The following is a 14,031-nucleotide window of genomic DNA, read 5'->3' on the forward strand; positions in this document are numbered from 1 at the left end:
CAAACCTGGGGGCGAATATTTCCGCTTTTCAACTAGGGTTTTTTCTGCCGGGGTAGTTCTACCGGCGGGGCTTTTCTGCCGGGGCTTATTTCGGGGTTTGCTGCCGGAGCCACTCACCCAATGCCGCACGCTCCGCTTCCGTCATCTGGGTCACGTTCCCGAGCGGCATGTAGTGCGTCTGCACTGTGGCCTGGAGGACGGCATCCCGGTGCAGGCGAAGCTCTGCGAGGGTGTCGAAGGCAAGTCCGGCCGGCGGTGCCTGGAATTGCGGATTGCCGGGATGCGCGCTGTGACAACTCAGGCAGCGGGTCGCGACGATTTGCCGGATCTGCGCGTCGCTGGCGATATCGCGGGCTGCGGCGCCCTGACCCGTTGCACCCGACTCGGAAGGCACCTGGGGCAGCAAGACCCCGATCAGGGCCAGGGTAAGCAGGCCGGGGGCGATCAGATACACCGGCCGGTTGATGTTCCGATGGCGCAGGTTGAAATAATGGCGGGCCAGGGCGGTGATGAAACCCAGCGCGGCCAGGATCAGCCAGCCGTCGGGCCGGCTGTAGAGCAATGGGGTGTGATTGCTGATCATGATGAGAATGATCGGCAGGGTCAGATAGTTGTTGTGCGTCGAGCGCAATTTCGCCTCGGCTGCCCGCCGCGCTACCTCGGGGCCCGGCGTCGCGCCGCGTTCCACGGTCCGCACCAGCAGGCGTTGTGCGGGCATGATGCCGAGGAAGACGTTGCCGACCATGATCGTGCCGATGATCGCGCCGACATGGATGAAGGCGCCCCGACCGGAAAACACCTGGAACAGTCCCCAGGCGAAGGCGACCAGCACGAGATAGAGCACGATGCCGAACAGCGCGCCGTGCCGGGCGAGGGGGCTGCGGAGCAGGGTCTCGTAGATGGCCAGTCCCGCCGCGATGCTGCCGAGGCCGATGGCTGCCGCCGTCCATGGCGCGAGCACTACCTTGGCCGGATCGATCAGATAGCCCGTCGATCCGAGATAGTAGACGAGGGTAAGCAGCGCCATGCCGCTCAGCCAGGTGGTATAGGCCTCCCACTTGAACCAGTGCAGTTCCGTGGGCATCTGCGGCGGTCCGAGCCGGTACTTGGCCACTTCGTAGAATCCGCCGCCATGGATGGCCCAGAGGTCGCCCTTGATGCCCAGGGCCTGCTTCCATTCGGGCGGTTCGCGCAGGTGATTGTCGAGCCAGATGAAGTAGAACGAGGCGCCGATCCAGGCGACGCCGGCGATGACGTGCAGCCACATGACCCCGAGGCTCAGCCACGCGTGGAGATAGGCCGTCATGCGATCAGCGCCCGGGTGGTTGGACTGCGATCATAGCGACAGACGCCGGCGACGTAGCTGCGCTGGATGCAGCGATCGTCGCCCAGGATCATCAGATCGAACAATCGTTCGGACAGGCTGGCATCCGGTGCCTGCTTGTGGGCGAGCATCGGCGTGGCGGCCGGATCCAGCACAAGGAAATCGGCCTGTTTTCCGGGTTCGAGGTTGCCGGTTTCGTCGGCCTGATGCAGGACGCGGGCATTGCCCAGCGTCGCGAGGTAGAACGCCTGAAAGGGAGACAGGGCTCGCCCGTTGAGCTGGCCGACCTTATAAGCCTCGCCCATCGTGGCCAGCAGGGACAGGCTGGTGCCGCCGCCGACGTCCGTTGCCAGTCCGACGGCCACGTCCGATGCGCGGGCGGCGGGCAGGTCGAAGAGTCCGCTGCCGAGAAAGGTGTTGGAGGTGGGGCAGAAGGCGATGCGCGCGCCGGTCTGCGCCAGGCGGTTGCGGTCGGTATCGTCGATGTGGATGCCGTGCGCCAGCACGCTGCGTTCCGTGAGCAGACCGTAGTGGTCATAGACATCCAGGTAGCTGTGTCGCTCGGGAAAGAGGTCCCGTACCCAGGCGATCTCCGCCTTGTTCTCCGCCCAGTGGGTCTGCATCAGCACATCCGGGTATTCCGACATGAGGCGTCCGGCCAGCGTGAGTTGCTCTGGGGTGGAGGTGGGCGCGAACCGGGGCGTGACGGCATAGCGCAGTCGTCCGCGGCCGTGCCAGCGTTCGATGAGACGACGGCTGTCCCGGTAGCTCTGCTCGGCTTCGTCACAGAGATCGGCAGGGGCGTGCCGGTCCATCATCACCTTGCCGGCCGTGATGGCCATGCCGGTGTTTTCCGCGGCCTGGAACAGGGCATCGACGGATGCGGGGTGCGCCGTGCAGAAGACGAGGGCGGAGGTGGTGCCATGGCGCAGGAGTTCGTCCATGAATCGGGCCGCCTGAGTCTGAGCCCAGTCCGGGTCGCCGAATCGACGTTCGGCCGGAAAGGTGTAGGTTTCCAGCCAGTCGAGCAGTTGGGCGCCGTAACTGCCGATGACGCCGAGTTGGGGGAGATGGACGTGCGCGTCGATGAAGCCGGGCACGATGAGACGATCGGGCCAGTGTTCCAGTGGCACGTCGGCGGACAGGGTCGGCAGTAGTTCGTTCGCGGGGCCGATGGCCTGTACGCGTCCGTCGGCGACCAGCAGCAGGCCGTCGGGATACCAGACGTAGCTGTCTGGTTGTGCGGCATCAAGGCCAGGGTCATCCAGAAAATGCAGCAGGGGGGCGCGAAAGGCGCTGAGTTCTGTTTTTTGCATCGCTCAACTGCCCCGGTAGGTCGAATAGCCCCACTGATTGAGCAGCAGCGGCACGTGATAATGATCGGCGGCGGCATCCACCGAGAATTCGATGCGTACCTGCGGGTAGAAGCAGGTTTTCCCCCGGGTCGTGAAATAGTCGGCGGTGGCGAAGGTCAGACGATAGGTCCCGCTGGCTACGGGCAGGTCCAGGCGAAATTTCAGCCGGCCGTCGGGATCGGTGATGCCCTGGGCCAGGGCGCGCCAAGTGTCCTGCTCGTGCTCCAGCGCGATCGCGACCCCGGCGGCGGGCTTGCCGGATCCGAGATCCAGCACATGGGTGGTAATGGGCAGATGCGTGCTCATAGGTGTTTATCCAGTCTCAGATGGGTGATTTTGGCCTGCTCGACGGCGGCGTTCACGAGTTCCTGTGCGCGGGTGTTCGGTAGGCGCGCTTCGAGCAGATCCAGCATCTTGGCGGCGGATTTGTTGGTGGCGCAGACGATGAAGATGAAGCCGAATTTCCGGTCGTAGGCGTCGTTTCCGTCCTTCAGGCGTTGCAATACGTCGGCGGTCGCCTGTTGCGCACCGGCCTGTTCGCTGCCCGCCAGTGCGGCGGTATGGGCGTATTTCTTTTGCAGGCTGCTCATATCGCCAATTTTGGGATGCGCCGCGAAGGCCTGAAGCCAGTCCGATTCGCTCAGTCGGGCGAACAGGGCATCCGCTTGCCGATGCAGGGCGACCGCGTCCGCATAGGGGCGTCCTTCGGTCATGCCTACCGCCCAGGGTTCGGCCGCACAGCAGGTGCGGAACAACGCCAGTGCGTCCAATTCCGGAAGCTCGTTCACGGTGGCGAGGCTCATTGGGCACTCCTGTCGGTGTCGTGTACCGGCTTCGATGGCGGATGATCCGCCGTAGTCGGGATCAGGTGGCGCAAGGTCGTCAGCGCCTGGGGGGACATGCCGCGCTGGGGCATGGCCTGGGAAGCCGGCGCCGTGTTGAGGCGGAGGAGTTCCGCGGCGATATCGACAGCAACCTCCATCGGCTGCTTGCCGGGAACGTCCCGCCGGCCCAGCGGGCAGCGGATGCGGTCGATTTCCGACCGTGCGTGGCCGAAATCCAGCAGGCGGTGGCGGAAGCGTTCGGCCTTGGTCTGCGAGCCGATCACGCCGATGGAGCGCACGCCCGCGGTTCGGAGCAGTACGCGGCAGAGTTCGAAATCCAGCTGATGATCGTGGGTGAGGATCAGCGCATGGGCGTCCCGGCAAAGGACGGGGGCCTCGCCCACGGGGTCCTGGGTGAGGTGGGCATGCACCATCTCGGCGGTGACGGGCGGAAAACAGTCGGCACGGGCATCGACCCAGGTGATCCGCCAGGGCAGATCGCCGAGGATCCGGACCAGCGCATGAGCGACATGGCCCGCACCGAACAGCACGAGGTGGGCGTCGCAGCCGGGGCGTGCCTCGAGCAGCACGGAAATCCGTCCGCCGCAGCACTGGCCCATCTGACTGCCCAGGGTGAATTCGGCGAGCGTCTGGCCGAACTGCTTTTCAGCCAGACGTTGGCGCGCCTGTTCGATGATCTGGAATTCCAGCTTGCCGCCGCCGATGGTGTCGAAGCAGGATTTGGCCGTGACCACCATCTTGCTGGCCGGTTCGCGCGGCGTCGATCCGGCGACGGCCAGGATCGTGACCAGCACATAGGGTTCGCCCTGGCGGGTGCATTCGGCGATGGCCTGATACCAGTTCAGGGTGGACTTCATGGCCGTGCTCCGAACTGTTCTCCGGTGGATTGGCCGGTCGTGCCGTCGATCGGGTCGTCGGCCATGTTGCCGGTCGCCGGGTTACGGTCGGCCCAGTCCAGAGTGTCCATGACGGCCGCGAGGACGCGTTCGGGCGTGGCGGGCGTATCGAGGGGCGGGCTGTACCGGTAATCGGCGAGGCTGGCCACGGCATCGCGCAGGGCGCTCCATACCGACATTCCCAGCATCAGCGGCGGTTCGCCCACGGCCTTGGAGCGGAATACGGTCGCTTCGCGATTCGGGCTGTTGCGCCAGAGCGCGACGCGGAAGTCCGGCGGCGTGTCCGAAACGGCAGGAATCTTGTAGGTGGCCGGGCCGTTGGTGAGCAGCCGCCCCGCCGCGTCGTAGACCAGCTCCTCGGAGGTGAGCCAACCCATGCCCTGGATAAAGCCGCCCTCGATCTGACCGATGTCGATGGCGGGATTCAGCGAATCGCCCACGTCGTGCAGGATATCCACGCGCATGACCTTGTACTCCCCCGTCAGGGTGTCGATCACCACCTCGCTGCAGGCGGCGCCATGGGAGAAATAGAGGAAGGGCCGACCCTGGCCGGTATCCCGGTCGTAATGGATTTTGGGTGTCGAATAGAACCCCGTGTCCGAGAGCGAGACGCGTGCCAGATAGGCCTCCTGGATCAATTCCACCCAGCCCACCGAATCCGCGCCCACCTGGACGCGGTTGTCCGCGAACGTCACCGCGTCGGGATCGACGCCGTAGCGTTCGGCCGCAAACTGGATCAGCCGCCTTTTGATCTTTTCGCAGGCATCGAGGGCAGCCATGCCGTTCAGGTCGGAACCGGAGGAGGCCGCCGTCGGCGAGGTGTTGGGCACCTTGTCGGTCCGCGTGGCGGAGACCTTGATGCGGCTGAGATCGATGCGGAACACGGTGGCGACGACCTGGGCGATCTTGGTATACAGACCCTGGCCCATCTCCGTGCCGCCATGATTGAGATGGATGCTGCCGTCGGTGTAGATATGGATCAGCGCACCGGCCTGGTTCAGGTGGATGGCGGTGAACGAAATGCCGAACTTCACCGGCGTGAGTGCCAGACCGCGCTTGAGGACGGGGCTCTGCCGATTGAAGGCGGCTATCTCCGCTCGCCGTTGCCGGTAGTCGGCGGAAGCTTCCAGCGCGTCGATCAGATCCGGGAGGACGTGCTGATCGATGTGCTGTCCGTAATGGGTGATGTCGCGACCGGGCCGGTACAGATTGCGCTTGCGTACGTCCAGCGGATCCAGCCCCAGATGGCGGGCGATGTCGTCCATGGCCCGTTCGATGATCATCATGCCCTGGGGGCCGCCGAATCCCCGGAAGGCGGTGTTGGAGACGGTGTGGGTCTTGCAGCGGTGACCGACGACGCGCGCGTCGCCGAGGCAGTAGGCATTGTCGGCGTGGAACATGGCCCGGTCGACGACGGCCTCCGAGAGATCGGCCGAGTAGCCGCAGCGGCCAGCGACCATGATGTCGGCACCGAGCAGCAGACCGTCCCCATCGAATCCGATGTCGTAGGTGTTGTAGAAATCGTGGCGCTTGCCTGTCTGGATCATGTCGTCCGGGCGGGACAGGCGATATTTCACGGCGCGCCCGGTCCGCCGGGCGAGCAGGGCGGCGATGCAGGCCAGCGGGGCGGCCTGGGTTTCCTTGCCGCCGAACCCACCCCCCATGCGGCGGACTTCGACCTGTACCGAATGGAAGGGCAGGGCCAGAACTTCGGCGACAAGCTTCTGCACCTCGGTGGGATGTTGGCTGGAGGTGTGGATGAACACGCCCTCGTCTTCCATCGGTTCGGCCAGGCAAACCTGACTCTCCAGATAGAAATGCTCCTGTCCGCCCACCCGCATTTCCGCCTGGAGACGGCAGGGCGCCCCGGCGAGCACGCCATCCGGATCGCCCCGTAGCTGGACATGCGTCGGGCGCACGAAACTCTGTCGTTCCAGGGCGGCTTCGGCGGTCAGTGTCGGCTCGAGCGGTTCGTACGTCACCTGGGCGAGACGGGCGGCCCGGCGGGCGGCACCGTGGCTCGTGGCTGCGACGGCAAACAGCGGTTGGCCGACGTGCTCCACGAGTTCGCCAGCGAGCAGGGCATCGCCGGGGAACACCGGACCGATGTCCGTATGGCCGGGGACATCGGCGACGGTGATGACGTCGATCACGCCCGGTGCGGCGCGCACGGCACTGAGGTCCATCGCACGAATGCGCGCATGGGCCTGGGTACTGTGACCAACGGCCGCATGCAGCAGGCCGGTGGGCTCGGGCAGGTCGTCGATGTAACGCGCCTGGCCACGTACGTGCAGCCAGTTGCTCTCGTGCGGGGCTGCCGTGCCAGCGAGCCCATGGGCTTCGCTGCGTGGTAGCCCCGCGCCGGGGGTGGGGTCAGTCGTGAGTGTGCGCATAGTCGAATACGGTCGTGGGGAAAGTGGACGATGGGTGCATCTGGCCGGAGACGGTTTCCAGCCAGGCGCGGCGGATCAGGTTGCCGGCGACGTGTCTACGGTAGTCGGCGGAGGCGCGAACATCGCTCATCGGGCTGAAATCCTCGGCGAGTGCCGCCATGGCGTCGGCGACCGCCGCCTCGTCCCAGGGACGGCCGATCAGCATCTGTTCGGCGCGGTGTGCCCGCTTGGGGATCGCCGCCATGCCGCCGTAGGCCAGCCGGCAGTCGGTGACGATGCCCGCGTTCAACGTGAGGGAGAACGCGCCCAGTACGGCGGAAATGTCATCGTCGATGCGCTTGGAAACCTTGTAGACCTTGAGCAGGGCAGCGGGGTCCTGATCGGGAATGAATACGCCGCGGATGAATTCATGGGGCTTCAGCGCCGTGCGCTTGTAGTCGAGGAAGAAATCGTCGATGGGGAGGCGACGAACACCGTCCGTGCTGTCCAACTCCAGTACGGCGCCCAGGGCGATCAGGATCGGCGGCATGTCGCCGATGGGGGAGGCGTTGCCGATGTTGCCGCCCAGGGTACCCCGATTGCGGATCTGGCTCGAGCCCAGCCGCTTGAGCAGCGCGCCGACGGCTGGCCAGCGTTCCGACAGGATGGGTTCCAGAGCCCGGTAGGTGACGGCCGCACCGATTTGGAGTCCGTCGGGTCGCGTTTCAATCTGTTGCAACGCCTCGATTCGGGTGAGGTCGATCAGATGAGCGATCTGCTTGAGTTGCTGGGTAACTTCCAGCATCAGATCGGTCCCGCCCGCGATCAACCGGGCTTCGGGATGGTCGCGGCGCAGGCGGCGCAGTTCGTCCAAGGTTTGCGGGGCGTCGTAGCGGCCGTGTTCGCGCAGTTCGAGGATGGCGTGTGCTTCCGCGATCCGGGCGAGTTCGGCGCACATCGCGGGGTTGTCGAGCCAGCCGGACGCGTCGGCCTGCGGCACTGCCGTGTCCGAATCTGTCGTAGGATCCTGACGGCAGGCTGCTTCGCCCGCAGCAAGAATCGGCCGGTAGCCCGTGCAGCGGCAGAGATTGCCGGACAGCGCATCGAGCATCTGAATCTCGGAAGGCGATTGCCGTTGGGCATGCGCCGCGTGATGCAGCGTGAACAGGGACATCACGATGCCCGGCGTGCAGAACCCGCATTGGGCTGCATGATGATCGACCATGGCCTGTTGAACCGGGTGCGGGCGCGCTCCGGCGAGGGCATCCACGGTGACGAGATGCTTGCCGTGCAGACTGCCGACGACGGCGATGCAACTATTGACGTTGTCATAGCGAATCCGGCTTGGCGCCTGCGGATCGAGAGATCCGATTGCGACGGTGCACGCACCGCAATCGCCCGAGGCGCAACCTTCCTTGGTGCCGGTGAGCGACATTTTGGTGCGTAAAAACGTCAATATGCTCATATTCGGGTCAACGGCGTCGAGTCGTTGCGGTTGACCGTTCAAATAAAATTCAATCACGACAATCCTCATTCATGGCACAGATCTCCTTGTTCCATGCAGGCCCCCGGCTTCGGTCATTGTCCCCGGGGCAGGGGCGCCCGCTTGCCGGGGCCCTGCATGGATATGGAAATCGGTAGTGCGCGTAGCGATCTCCTGGGGATACTTAGCAATTTGTAGACCACATGGTCAGTATTTTGTTGGCGCGGTCCAGATGCCCTGATATTGGCGTGTAAATTGCTTCGTCTTGAAAAGCTAATCGTTTGTTCAGGATTTTGTGGAGAGGTGGTTTGATGGCTGGCACCCTGTGCTTGCGCATGGAGAACATCGTGAAGACGTACCCGGGCTGTCGTGCCAACGACGGGGTCGATCTGCGCGTCGAAGCGGGGGAGATTCATGCCCTGCTCGGCGAGAACGGCGCTGGCAAGAGCACCCTGATGAAGATCATCTACGGGGTGGTTCAGCCGGATGAAGGCGTGATTCACTGGCAGGGCTCCTCCCTGGTCCTGAAAAACCCTGCTCATGCCCGTCAGATGGGGATCGGCATGGTCTTTCAGCACTTCTCCCTGTTCGAAACCCTGACCGTGGCCGAAAACATTGCGTTGTCGATGCCCCGGGAAATGGCGCGTTCCCGCAAGGCCCTCAATGACCGCATCGTCGAGGTTTCCCATCGCTACGGCATGGCGCTGGATCCCCAGCGCTACGTGAGTTCGTTGTCCATCGGCGAGCGCCAGCGGGTCGAGATCGTCCGTTGCCTCATTCAGGACAGCCGATTGCTGATCCTCGACGAGCCGACCTCGGTGCTCACGCCGCAGGAAGTCTGCGATCTGTTCGTGACTCTGCGTCAATTGGCCGCCGAGGGGCGCAGCATCCTGTTCATCAGTCACAAGCTTCAGGAAGTTCGCGACCTGTGTCATAACGCCACGGTGATGCGTCACGGGCGGGTGACCGGAACCTGCCGCCCCGCCGAGGTCAGTACCGAGCACATGGCGCGGATGATGGTCGGCAACGATACGCCGTTGACGACGGAAGTCCCGCCGGCGACCCCGGGTGCGGTCCTGTTGTCCGTCGCCAATCTCGATTACCGCCCGGACGATCCGTTCGGGGTCAGTCTGTCCGGCATCGATTTCGCGCTGCGGGCGGGCGAGATCGTCGGGATCGGCGGCGTGGCCGGCAACGGTCAGGACGAACTGATGCGTGCGCTCTCCGGCGAGGCGCGCGTCCCCGTGGCGCATATCCGTCTGAACGGCGCGGGATTGGGCGCGGCCGATCCGGCCAGCCGTCGTCGGGCCGGGATGGCGATCGTGCCCGAGGATCGACTGGGCCGTGGGGCGGTGCCGAGCATGTCCCTGACGGAAAATGCCCTGCTGACCACCTATACGAAGGATCTCGTGCAGCGCGGCTGGATTTCGTGGCGCAAGGTGACCGAATTCGCCGAGCGGATCCGCAGTCAGTTCCAGGTGCGGGCCTCGGGGCTGGACGCCGCCGCCGGCAGCCTGTCCGGCGGTAATCTGCAGAAATTCATCGTCGGCCGGGAGGCCTTGCAGGGGCCCTGCGTGCTGGTCGCTTCCCATCCCACCTGGGGGGTGGATATCGGCTCCGCGGTCGCCATCCACGAGGCGCTCGTCGCCCTGCGCGACCAGGGTGCCGCCGTGCTGCTCATTTCGGAGGATATCGACGAACTGTTCATGCTCTGCGATCGCATGGCCGCCCTCTGCGGCGGTCGATTGTCCCCGATGGTGCCGACGCGCGAACTCGGCATCGAACAATTCGGTCAATGGATGGCGGGGGATTTTGCCGATGCCGTTCCGGCTCAGGAGGTCGATCATGCTGTCGCTTGAGCGCCGCGCCGTCGATTCGCGGCTCATGACCTATGCCTCGCCGTTTCTGGCATTGCTGCTCACGCTGGTGACGGCGGCCGTGATTTTTGCGTTTCTGGGGCGTGACCCGGTGGCCGGTCTCCGGAATTTCTTCATCGCACCCCTCATGAGCGCGCAGGGCTGGGCGGAACTCTGCCTCAAGGCTTCCCCGCTGCTGCTGATCGCCGCCGGGTTGACGGTCTGTTTCCGGGCGCGGATCTGGAACATCGGTGCCGAAGGGCATTTCCTGGTGGGCGCGTTGGGCGCGAGCGCCGTAGCCCTGTCCTTCGGCGACCAGGAAGGCTTCTGGATTCTGCCGCTGGTGTTGCTGGCCGGCATCGTCTCCGGTGCGTTGTGGGCAATGATCGCCGCCGTGCTGAAGACGCATTTCCACAGCAACGAGATCCTGACGACGATCATGCTGAACTACATCGCCCTGAATCTGCTCCTGTTCATGGTGAACGGTCCCCTGAAGGATCCTCAGGGCTTCGGCTTTCCGCAGTCGGTGATGTTCGGCGATTCGGCGCTGTTGCCGATCCTCATTTCCGGCACGCGTCTGAATATCAGCATTCTTTTCGCCGTCGCGGCGGCCGTGGTTGTCGGGGTGCTGTTCGCCCGGACCTTCATCGGCTTCCAGCTGAAAGTGCTGGGGCAGGATCCTCGGGCGGCCGCCTTTGCGGGTTATCCGGCTCGGGGCCTGATCTGGTTCGCCCTGATCTTCGCCGGCGGGCTGGCCGGACTGGCGGGGGCGGCCGAAGTATCGGGTCCGATCGGTCAGCTGATTCCGCAGGTTTCGCCGGGTTACGGCTATACCGCCATCATCGTGGTCTTCCTCGGTCGCATGCGGGCGATCGGGATCGTGCTCGCCAGCCTGCTGCTCGCCCTGACGTTCCTCGGGGGCGAGACGATGCAGATTTCCATGAATCTCCCCAAGGCGATGACGGGCCTGTTCCAGGGGCTCCTGCTGTTCTACCTGCTGGCCTGCGACGCTTTCATTCACTACCGCCTTCGCTGGCGACCCCGACAACCCGTGCCGGCCGTTGCATCGTCAACCTCGGCATCGACAGCCCAGGCATCGACAGGCCAGGTATCGACAGGCCAGGTATCGACATTGGTTCGGGAGGAGGCCTGACATGGACATGACCCTGATCGAGAATGTGCTGGCGGCGGCTGTCGTCGCGGGGACGCCCCTGCTGCTGGTCGCACTGGGCGAATTGATCTGCGAGCGTTCCGGCGTGCTGAATCTGGGCCAGGAAGGGATGATGCTGATGGGCGCGGTGGCCGGCTTCATCGTCGCCTATGTCAGCGGGCACCTGTGGCTGGGCGTACTGGCCGGCATGGCGACCGGAGTCGTGATGTCGATGCTCTTTGCCCTGCTTGCCGTCACGCTGGCGGCAAACCAGTATGCGGTGGGGCTGGCCCTCACCATCTTCGGCACGGGGCTCAGCGCTTTCGTCGGTGCGGGCTATGTGGGCCAGACGCTGGACGGGTTCGGCAAGTTGCGCATTCCGTTGCTCAGCGATCTGCCGATCATCGGCCCGGCGCTGTTCCATCAGGATGCGCTGGTATATCTCTCGTTGCTGCTGTTCGCCGGCGTATACGGGTTTCTGCGGCATACCCGGGGCGGGGTGGTACTCCGGGCGGTCGGCGAGTCGCCGGAGTCGGCCAATGCCAATGGACTGCCGGTCATGCTGGTCCGCTACCTCGCCGTCGGCTTCGGTGGGGCGATGACGGGGCTGGCCGGTAGCTACCTGTCGCTGGCCTATACGCCCATGTGGTCGGAGGGCATGACGGCCGGGCGGGGCTGGATTGCGCTGGCGCTCGTGGTGTTCGCCACCTGGCGGCCGGAACGCGTGCTGCTGGGCGCCTATCTTTTCGGTACGGCCAGCATCCTGCATCTGGTGCTGCAGGGCATGGGCTGGAACAGCCCGACCGAGTTGCTGGCGATGCTGCCGTATGTGGCGACCATCGTGATGCTGGTGCTTCTGTCGCGCAATCCGATGCGGACCCGGATGCATACGCCGCTGTCGTTGGGGCAGCCCTACCGGCCGAGTCGATGACCTTGGGCGCGATCATCGAAGATGGTCCGACGTCCTTCTTTAACCCTGGATGTTTAACCTGTATGGCTGAGTTGAGATGATGAAACCTTCACCCGATGCAAGCGGATCCCTGGCGGCCGTCGCCGTCGATCGAGATGTCGAAGCCGCAGGCCCGTCGCGTAAAGCGTCCGCCAAGCGACCGAGCAAGTACCGTCCCAGCCGGATTCGCGAAAAGAACCACGAATGCATCCTGGCGGCAGCCGAGCAGGAGTTCGCCCTGCAAGGCTTCCAGGGCACGACCATCCAGAAGATCGCCGAACGGGCCGGTCTGCCCAAGTCGAACGTGCTCTACTACTTCAGCAACAAGCAGCGTATCTATCACACGCTGTTCGAAGACATCATGCAGCGCTGGAACAATGTCTTCTCGGAGATCAAGCCGGAAGACGATCCCGCCGAGGCGCTGGCGAAGTTCATCCGCGTCAAGGTCGAACTGTCGCGCACGCACCCGATTGCCTCGCGCCTGTTCGCCACGGAAATCATTCAGGGCGCGCCGTTCCTGAAGGATCATCTGAGGACCAACATGCGTGACTGGGTGCGGGATCGTGCGCAGGTGATCCAGCAATGGATCGATGCCGGTCGGATGACCGCCGTCGATCCCGTGCAGCTGATCTTCCTGATCTGGTCGTCCACGCAGCATTACGCCGACTTCCAGATGCAGATTCTCATGGTGGAGAACAAGGCCGAGTACGAGCAGCGCGATTTCGATCACGCGGCGGATTTCCTGGTCGGCGTAATTCTGCGCGGCTGCGGCCTCGTGCCGCCATCCGTGCCGAGGGCATGAAGCGATGACCCAGGGCTGCTATCCGCGGGATCTCGTGGGCTACGGGCGCAATCCCCCCCATGCCGACTGGCCCGACGGCGCACGAATCGCCGTCCAGTTCGTGCTCAACTACGAGGAGGGTGGGGAGAACTGCGTGCTGCACGGCGACACGCACTCGGAAATCTTCCTGTCGGAAATCGTCGGTGCCCAGCCCTATCCGGATCGGCACATGAGCATGGAGTCCATCTACGAATATGGGTCCCGGGTGGGCGTGTGGCGTGTGCTGGACGAATTCCGTCGGCGCGGGCTGCCCCTGACGGTATTCGGCGTCGCGATGGCCCTGCAGCGGAATCCGGATGTGCTGGCGGCCTTTCTGGCCGACGGTCACGAGATCGCGAGTCATGGTCTGCGCTGGATCCACTATCAGGACATGCCGGAGGCGGAGGAGCGCGCGCATCTGCGCGAAGCGATCGCGCTGCTGACCGAATTGACCGGGTCGCGTCCGCAGGGTTGGTACACGGGTCGGGACAGCCCGAACACCCGACGGTTGCTGGTGGAGGAGGGCGGATTTACCTACGACAGCGACTACTACGGCGATGACCTGCCGTTCTGGACCACCGTGACCACGTCGCAGGGCGAGCGCAAACCGCATCTGATCGTGCCCTATACCCTCGACACGAACGACATGCGGTTCGCGACGCCGCAGGGGTTCAACAGCGGGGAGCAGTTTTTCCAGTATCTGAAGGACGCCTTCGACGTGCTCTATGCCGAAGGGGCGACGACGCCCCGGATGCTGTCCATCGGGCTGCACTGTCGCCTGATCGGTCGGCCGGGCCGGTTCCGAGCGTTGCAGCGGTTCCTGGATCACATCGAAGCGCATGAACGCGTGTGGGTCTGCCGTCGCATCGATATCGCGCGCCATTGGCACGACGTCCATCCGTTCCCGAGCGATTGATTCGCCGGTTACGGTATTCATTCAGGCATTTGTTGACGCAACGCCCAGTGAACCCATGGGCTGAG

12 protein-coding genes are annotated in these 14,031 nt (G+C 64.5%); 5 read left to right on the forward strand and 7 right to left on the reverse strand.

What is annotated here, in order from left to right; genetic code table 11:
- Positions 1–85: 85 nt before the first annotated feature.
- Genes A9404_RS00790 through xdhA form a run of 7 tightly spaced genes read right to left on the reverse strand, consistent with a single transcriptional unit; the run spans position 86 to position 8,314 of the window.
- Positions 86–1,306: a urate hydroxylase PuuD gene (locus A9404_RS00790; RefSeq protein WP_066097777.1), complete on the reverse strand. Its 1,221-nt coding sequence runs from the start codon at positions 1,304–1,306 to the stop codon at positions 86–88.
- A complete protein-coding gene (guaD, locus tag A9404_RS00795; RefSeq protein ID WP_066097779.1) occupies positions 1,303–2,640 on the reverse strand; it encodes a guanine deaminase in 1,338 nt (445 codons plus the stop codon). The genes A9404_RS00790 and guaD overlap by 4 nt, the downstream gene beginning before the upstream one ends.
- Positions 2,641–2,643: 3 nt before the next feature.
- The gene (uraH, locus tag A9404_RS00800; protein WP_066097782.1) at positions 2,644–2,985 is read right to left on the reverse strand and encodes a hydroxyisourate hydrolase; all 342 of its coding nucleotides are present in this window, start codon (positions 2,983–2,985) and stop codon (positions 2,644–2,646) included.
- On the reverse strand, positions 2,982–3,482 hold the full coding sequence (uraD, locus tag A9404_RS00805; protein ID WP_066097784.1) for a 2-oxo-4-hydroxy-4-carboxy-5-ureidoimidazoline decarboxylase: 501 nt from the start codon (positions 3,480–3,482) through the stop codon (positions 2,982–2,984). The genes uraH and uraD overlap by 4 nt, the downstream gene beginning before the upstream one ends.
- Positions 3,479–4,381, reverse strand: coding sequence for a xanthine dehydrogenase accessory protein XdhC (xdhC, locus tag A9404_RS00810; protein ID WP_066097786.1), 903 nt, complete (start codon positions 4,379–4,381; stop codon positions 3,479–3,481). The genes uraD and xdhC overlap by 4 nt, the downstream gene beginning before the upstream one ends.
- Positions 4,378–6,813, reverse strand: a complete 2,436-nt coding sequence (xdhB, locus tag A9404_RS00815) for a xanthine dehydrogenase molybdopterin binding subunit (RefSeq protein ID WP_066097788.1) — start codon at positions 6,811–6,813, stop codon at positions 4,378–4,380. The genes xdhC and xdhB overlap by 4 nt, the downstream gene beginning before the upstream one ends.
- Entirely contained in the window at positions 6,794–8,314 is a 1,521-nt protein-coding gene (gene xdhA / locus A9404_RS00820) for a xanthine dehydrogenase small subunit (protein ID WP_066102527.1), read from the reverse strand. The genes xdhB and xdhA overlap by 20 nt, the downstream gene beginning before the upstream one ends.
- Before the next feature lie 272 nt (positions 8,315–8,586).
- Here xdhA and A9404_RS00825 point away from each other — a divergent pair, with 272 nt between their 5' ends.
- From A9404_RS00825 to puuE, 5 genes are all read left to right on the forward strand, one after another.
- Positions 8,587–10,134 carry an ABC transporter ATP-binding protein gene (locus tag A9404_RS00825; protein ID WP_066097790.1) on the forward strand — a complete coding sequence of 516 codons (1,548 nt, stop codon included), beginning with the start codon at positions 8,587–8,589 and terminating at the stop codon, positions 10,132–10,134.
- Positions 10,121–11,284, forward strand: a complete 1,164-nt coding sequence (locus A9404_RS00830) for an ABC transporter permease (RefSeq protein ID WP_156521178.1) — start codon at positions 10,121–10,123, stop codon at positions 11,282–11,284. Before A9404_RS00825 ends, A9404_RS00830 begins: the two co-directional genes overlap by 14 nt.
- A 1-nt stretch (position 11,285) precedes the next feature.
- Complete coding sequence (locus A9404_RS00835) at positions 11,286–12,212, forward strand: ABC transporter permease (protein WP_066097792.1); 927 nt, start codon at positions 11,286–11,288, stop codon at positions 12,210–12,212.
- A 76-nt stretch (positions 12,213–12,288) separates the two neighbouring features.
- Complete coding sequence (locus tag A9404_RS00840) at positions 12,289–13,032, forward strand: TetR/AcrR family transcriptional regulator (RefSeq protein WP_197490378.1); 744 nt, start codon at positions 12,289–12,291, stop codon at positions 13,030–13,032.
- A gap of 4 nt (positions 13,033–13,036) precedes the next feature.
- Positions 13,037–13,966, forward strand: a complete 930-nt coding sequence (gene puuE, locus A9404_RS00845) for an allantoinase PuuE (protein WP_066097794.1) — start codon at positions 13,037–13,039, stop codon at positions 13,964–13,966.
- Positions 13,967–14,031 lie beyond the last annotated feature (65 nt).

The sequence above is a fragment of the Halothiobacillus diazotrophicus genome (assembly GCF_001663815.1).
GTDB classification, from domain to species: domain Bacteria; phylum Pseudomonadota; class Gammaproteobacteria; order Halothiobacillales; family Halothiobacillaceae; genus Halothiobacillus; species Halothiobacillus diazotrophicus.

Excerpts from the sequence above, each read along its gene's own strand:
- A9404_RS00790 (WP_066097777.1), bottom strand. The coding sequence starts at position 1,306 with ATGACGGCCTATCTCCACGCGTGGCTGAGCCTCGGGGTCATGTGGCTG.
- xdhB (WP_066097788.1), bottom strand. The coding sequence starts at position 6,813 with ATGCGCACACTCACGACTGACCCCACCCCCGGCGCGGGGCTACCACGC.
- A9404_RS00835 (WP_066097792.1), top strand. The coding sequence starts at position 11,286 with ATGGACATGACCCTGATCGAGAATGTGCTGGCGGCGGCTGTCGTCGCG.
- puuE (WP_066097794.1), top strand. The coding sequence starts at position 13,037 with ATGACCCAGGGCTGCTATCCGCGGGATCTCGTGGGCTACGGGCGCAAT.
- xdhC (WP_066097786.1), bottom strand. The coding sequence starts at position 4,381 with ATGAAGTCCACCCTGAACTGGTATCAGGCCATCGCCGAATGCACCCGC.
- uraD (WP_066097784.1), bottom strand. The coding sequence starts at position 3,482 with ATGAGCCTCGCCACCGTGAACGAGCTTCCGGAATTGGACGCACTGGCG.
- A9404_RS00825 (WP_066097790.1), top strand. The coding sequence starts at position 8,587 with ATGGCTGGCACCCTGTGCTTGCGCATGGAGAACATCGTGAAGACGTAC.
- A9404_RS00830 (WP_156521178.1), top strand. The coding sequence starts at position 10,121 with ATGCTGTCGCTTGAGCGCCGCGCCGTCGATTCGCGGCTCATGACCTAT.
- guaD (WP_066097779.1), bottom strand. The coding sequence starts at position 2,640 with ATGCAAAAAACAGAACTCAGCGCCTTTCGCGCCCCCCTGCTGCATTTT.
- uraH (WP_066097782.1), bottom strand. The coding sequence starts at position 2,985 with ATGAGCACGCATCTGCCCATTACCACCCATGTGCTGGATCTCGGATCC.
- A9404_RS00840 (WP_197490378.1), top strand. The coding sequence starts at position 12,289 with ATGATGAAACCTTCACCCGATGCAAGCGGATCCCTGGCGGCCGTCGCC.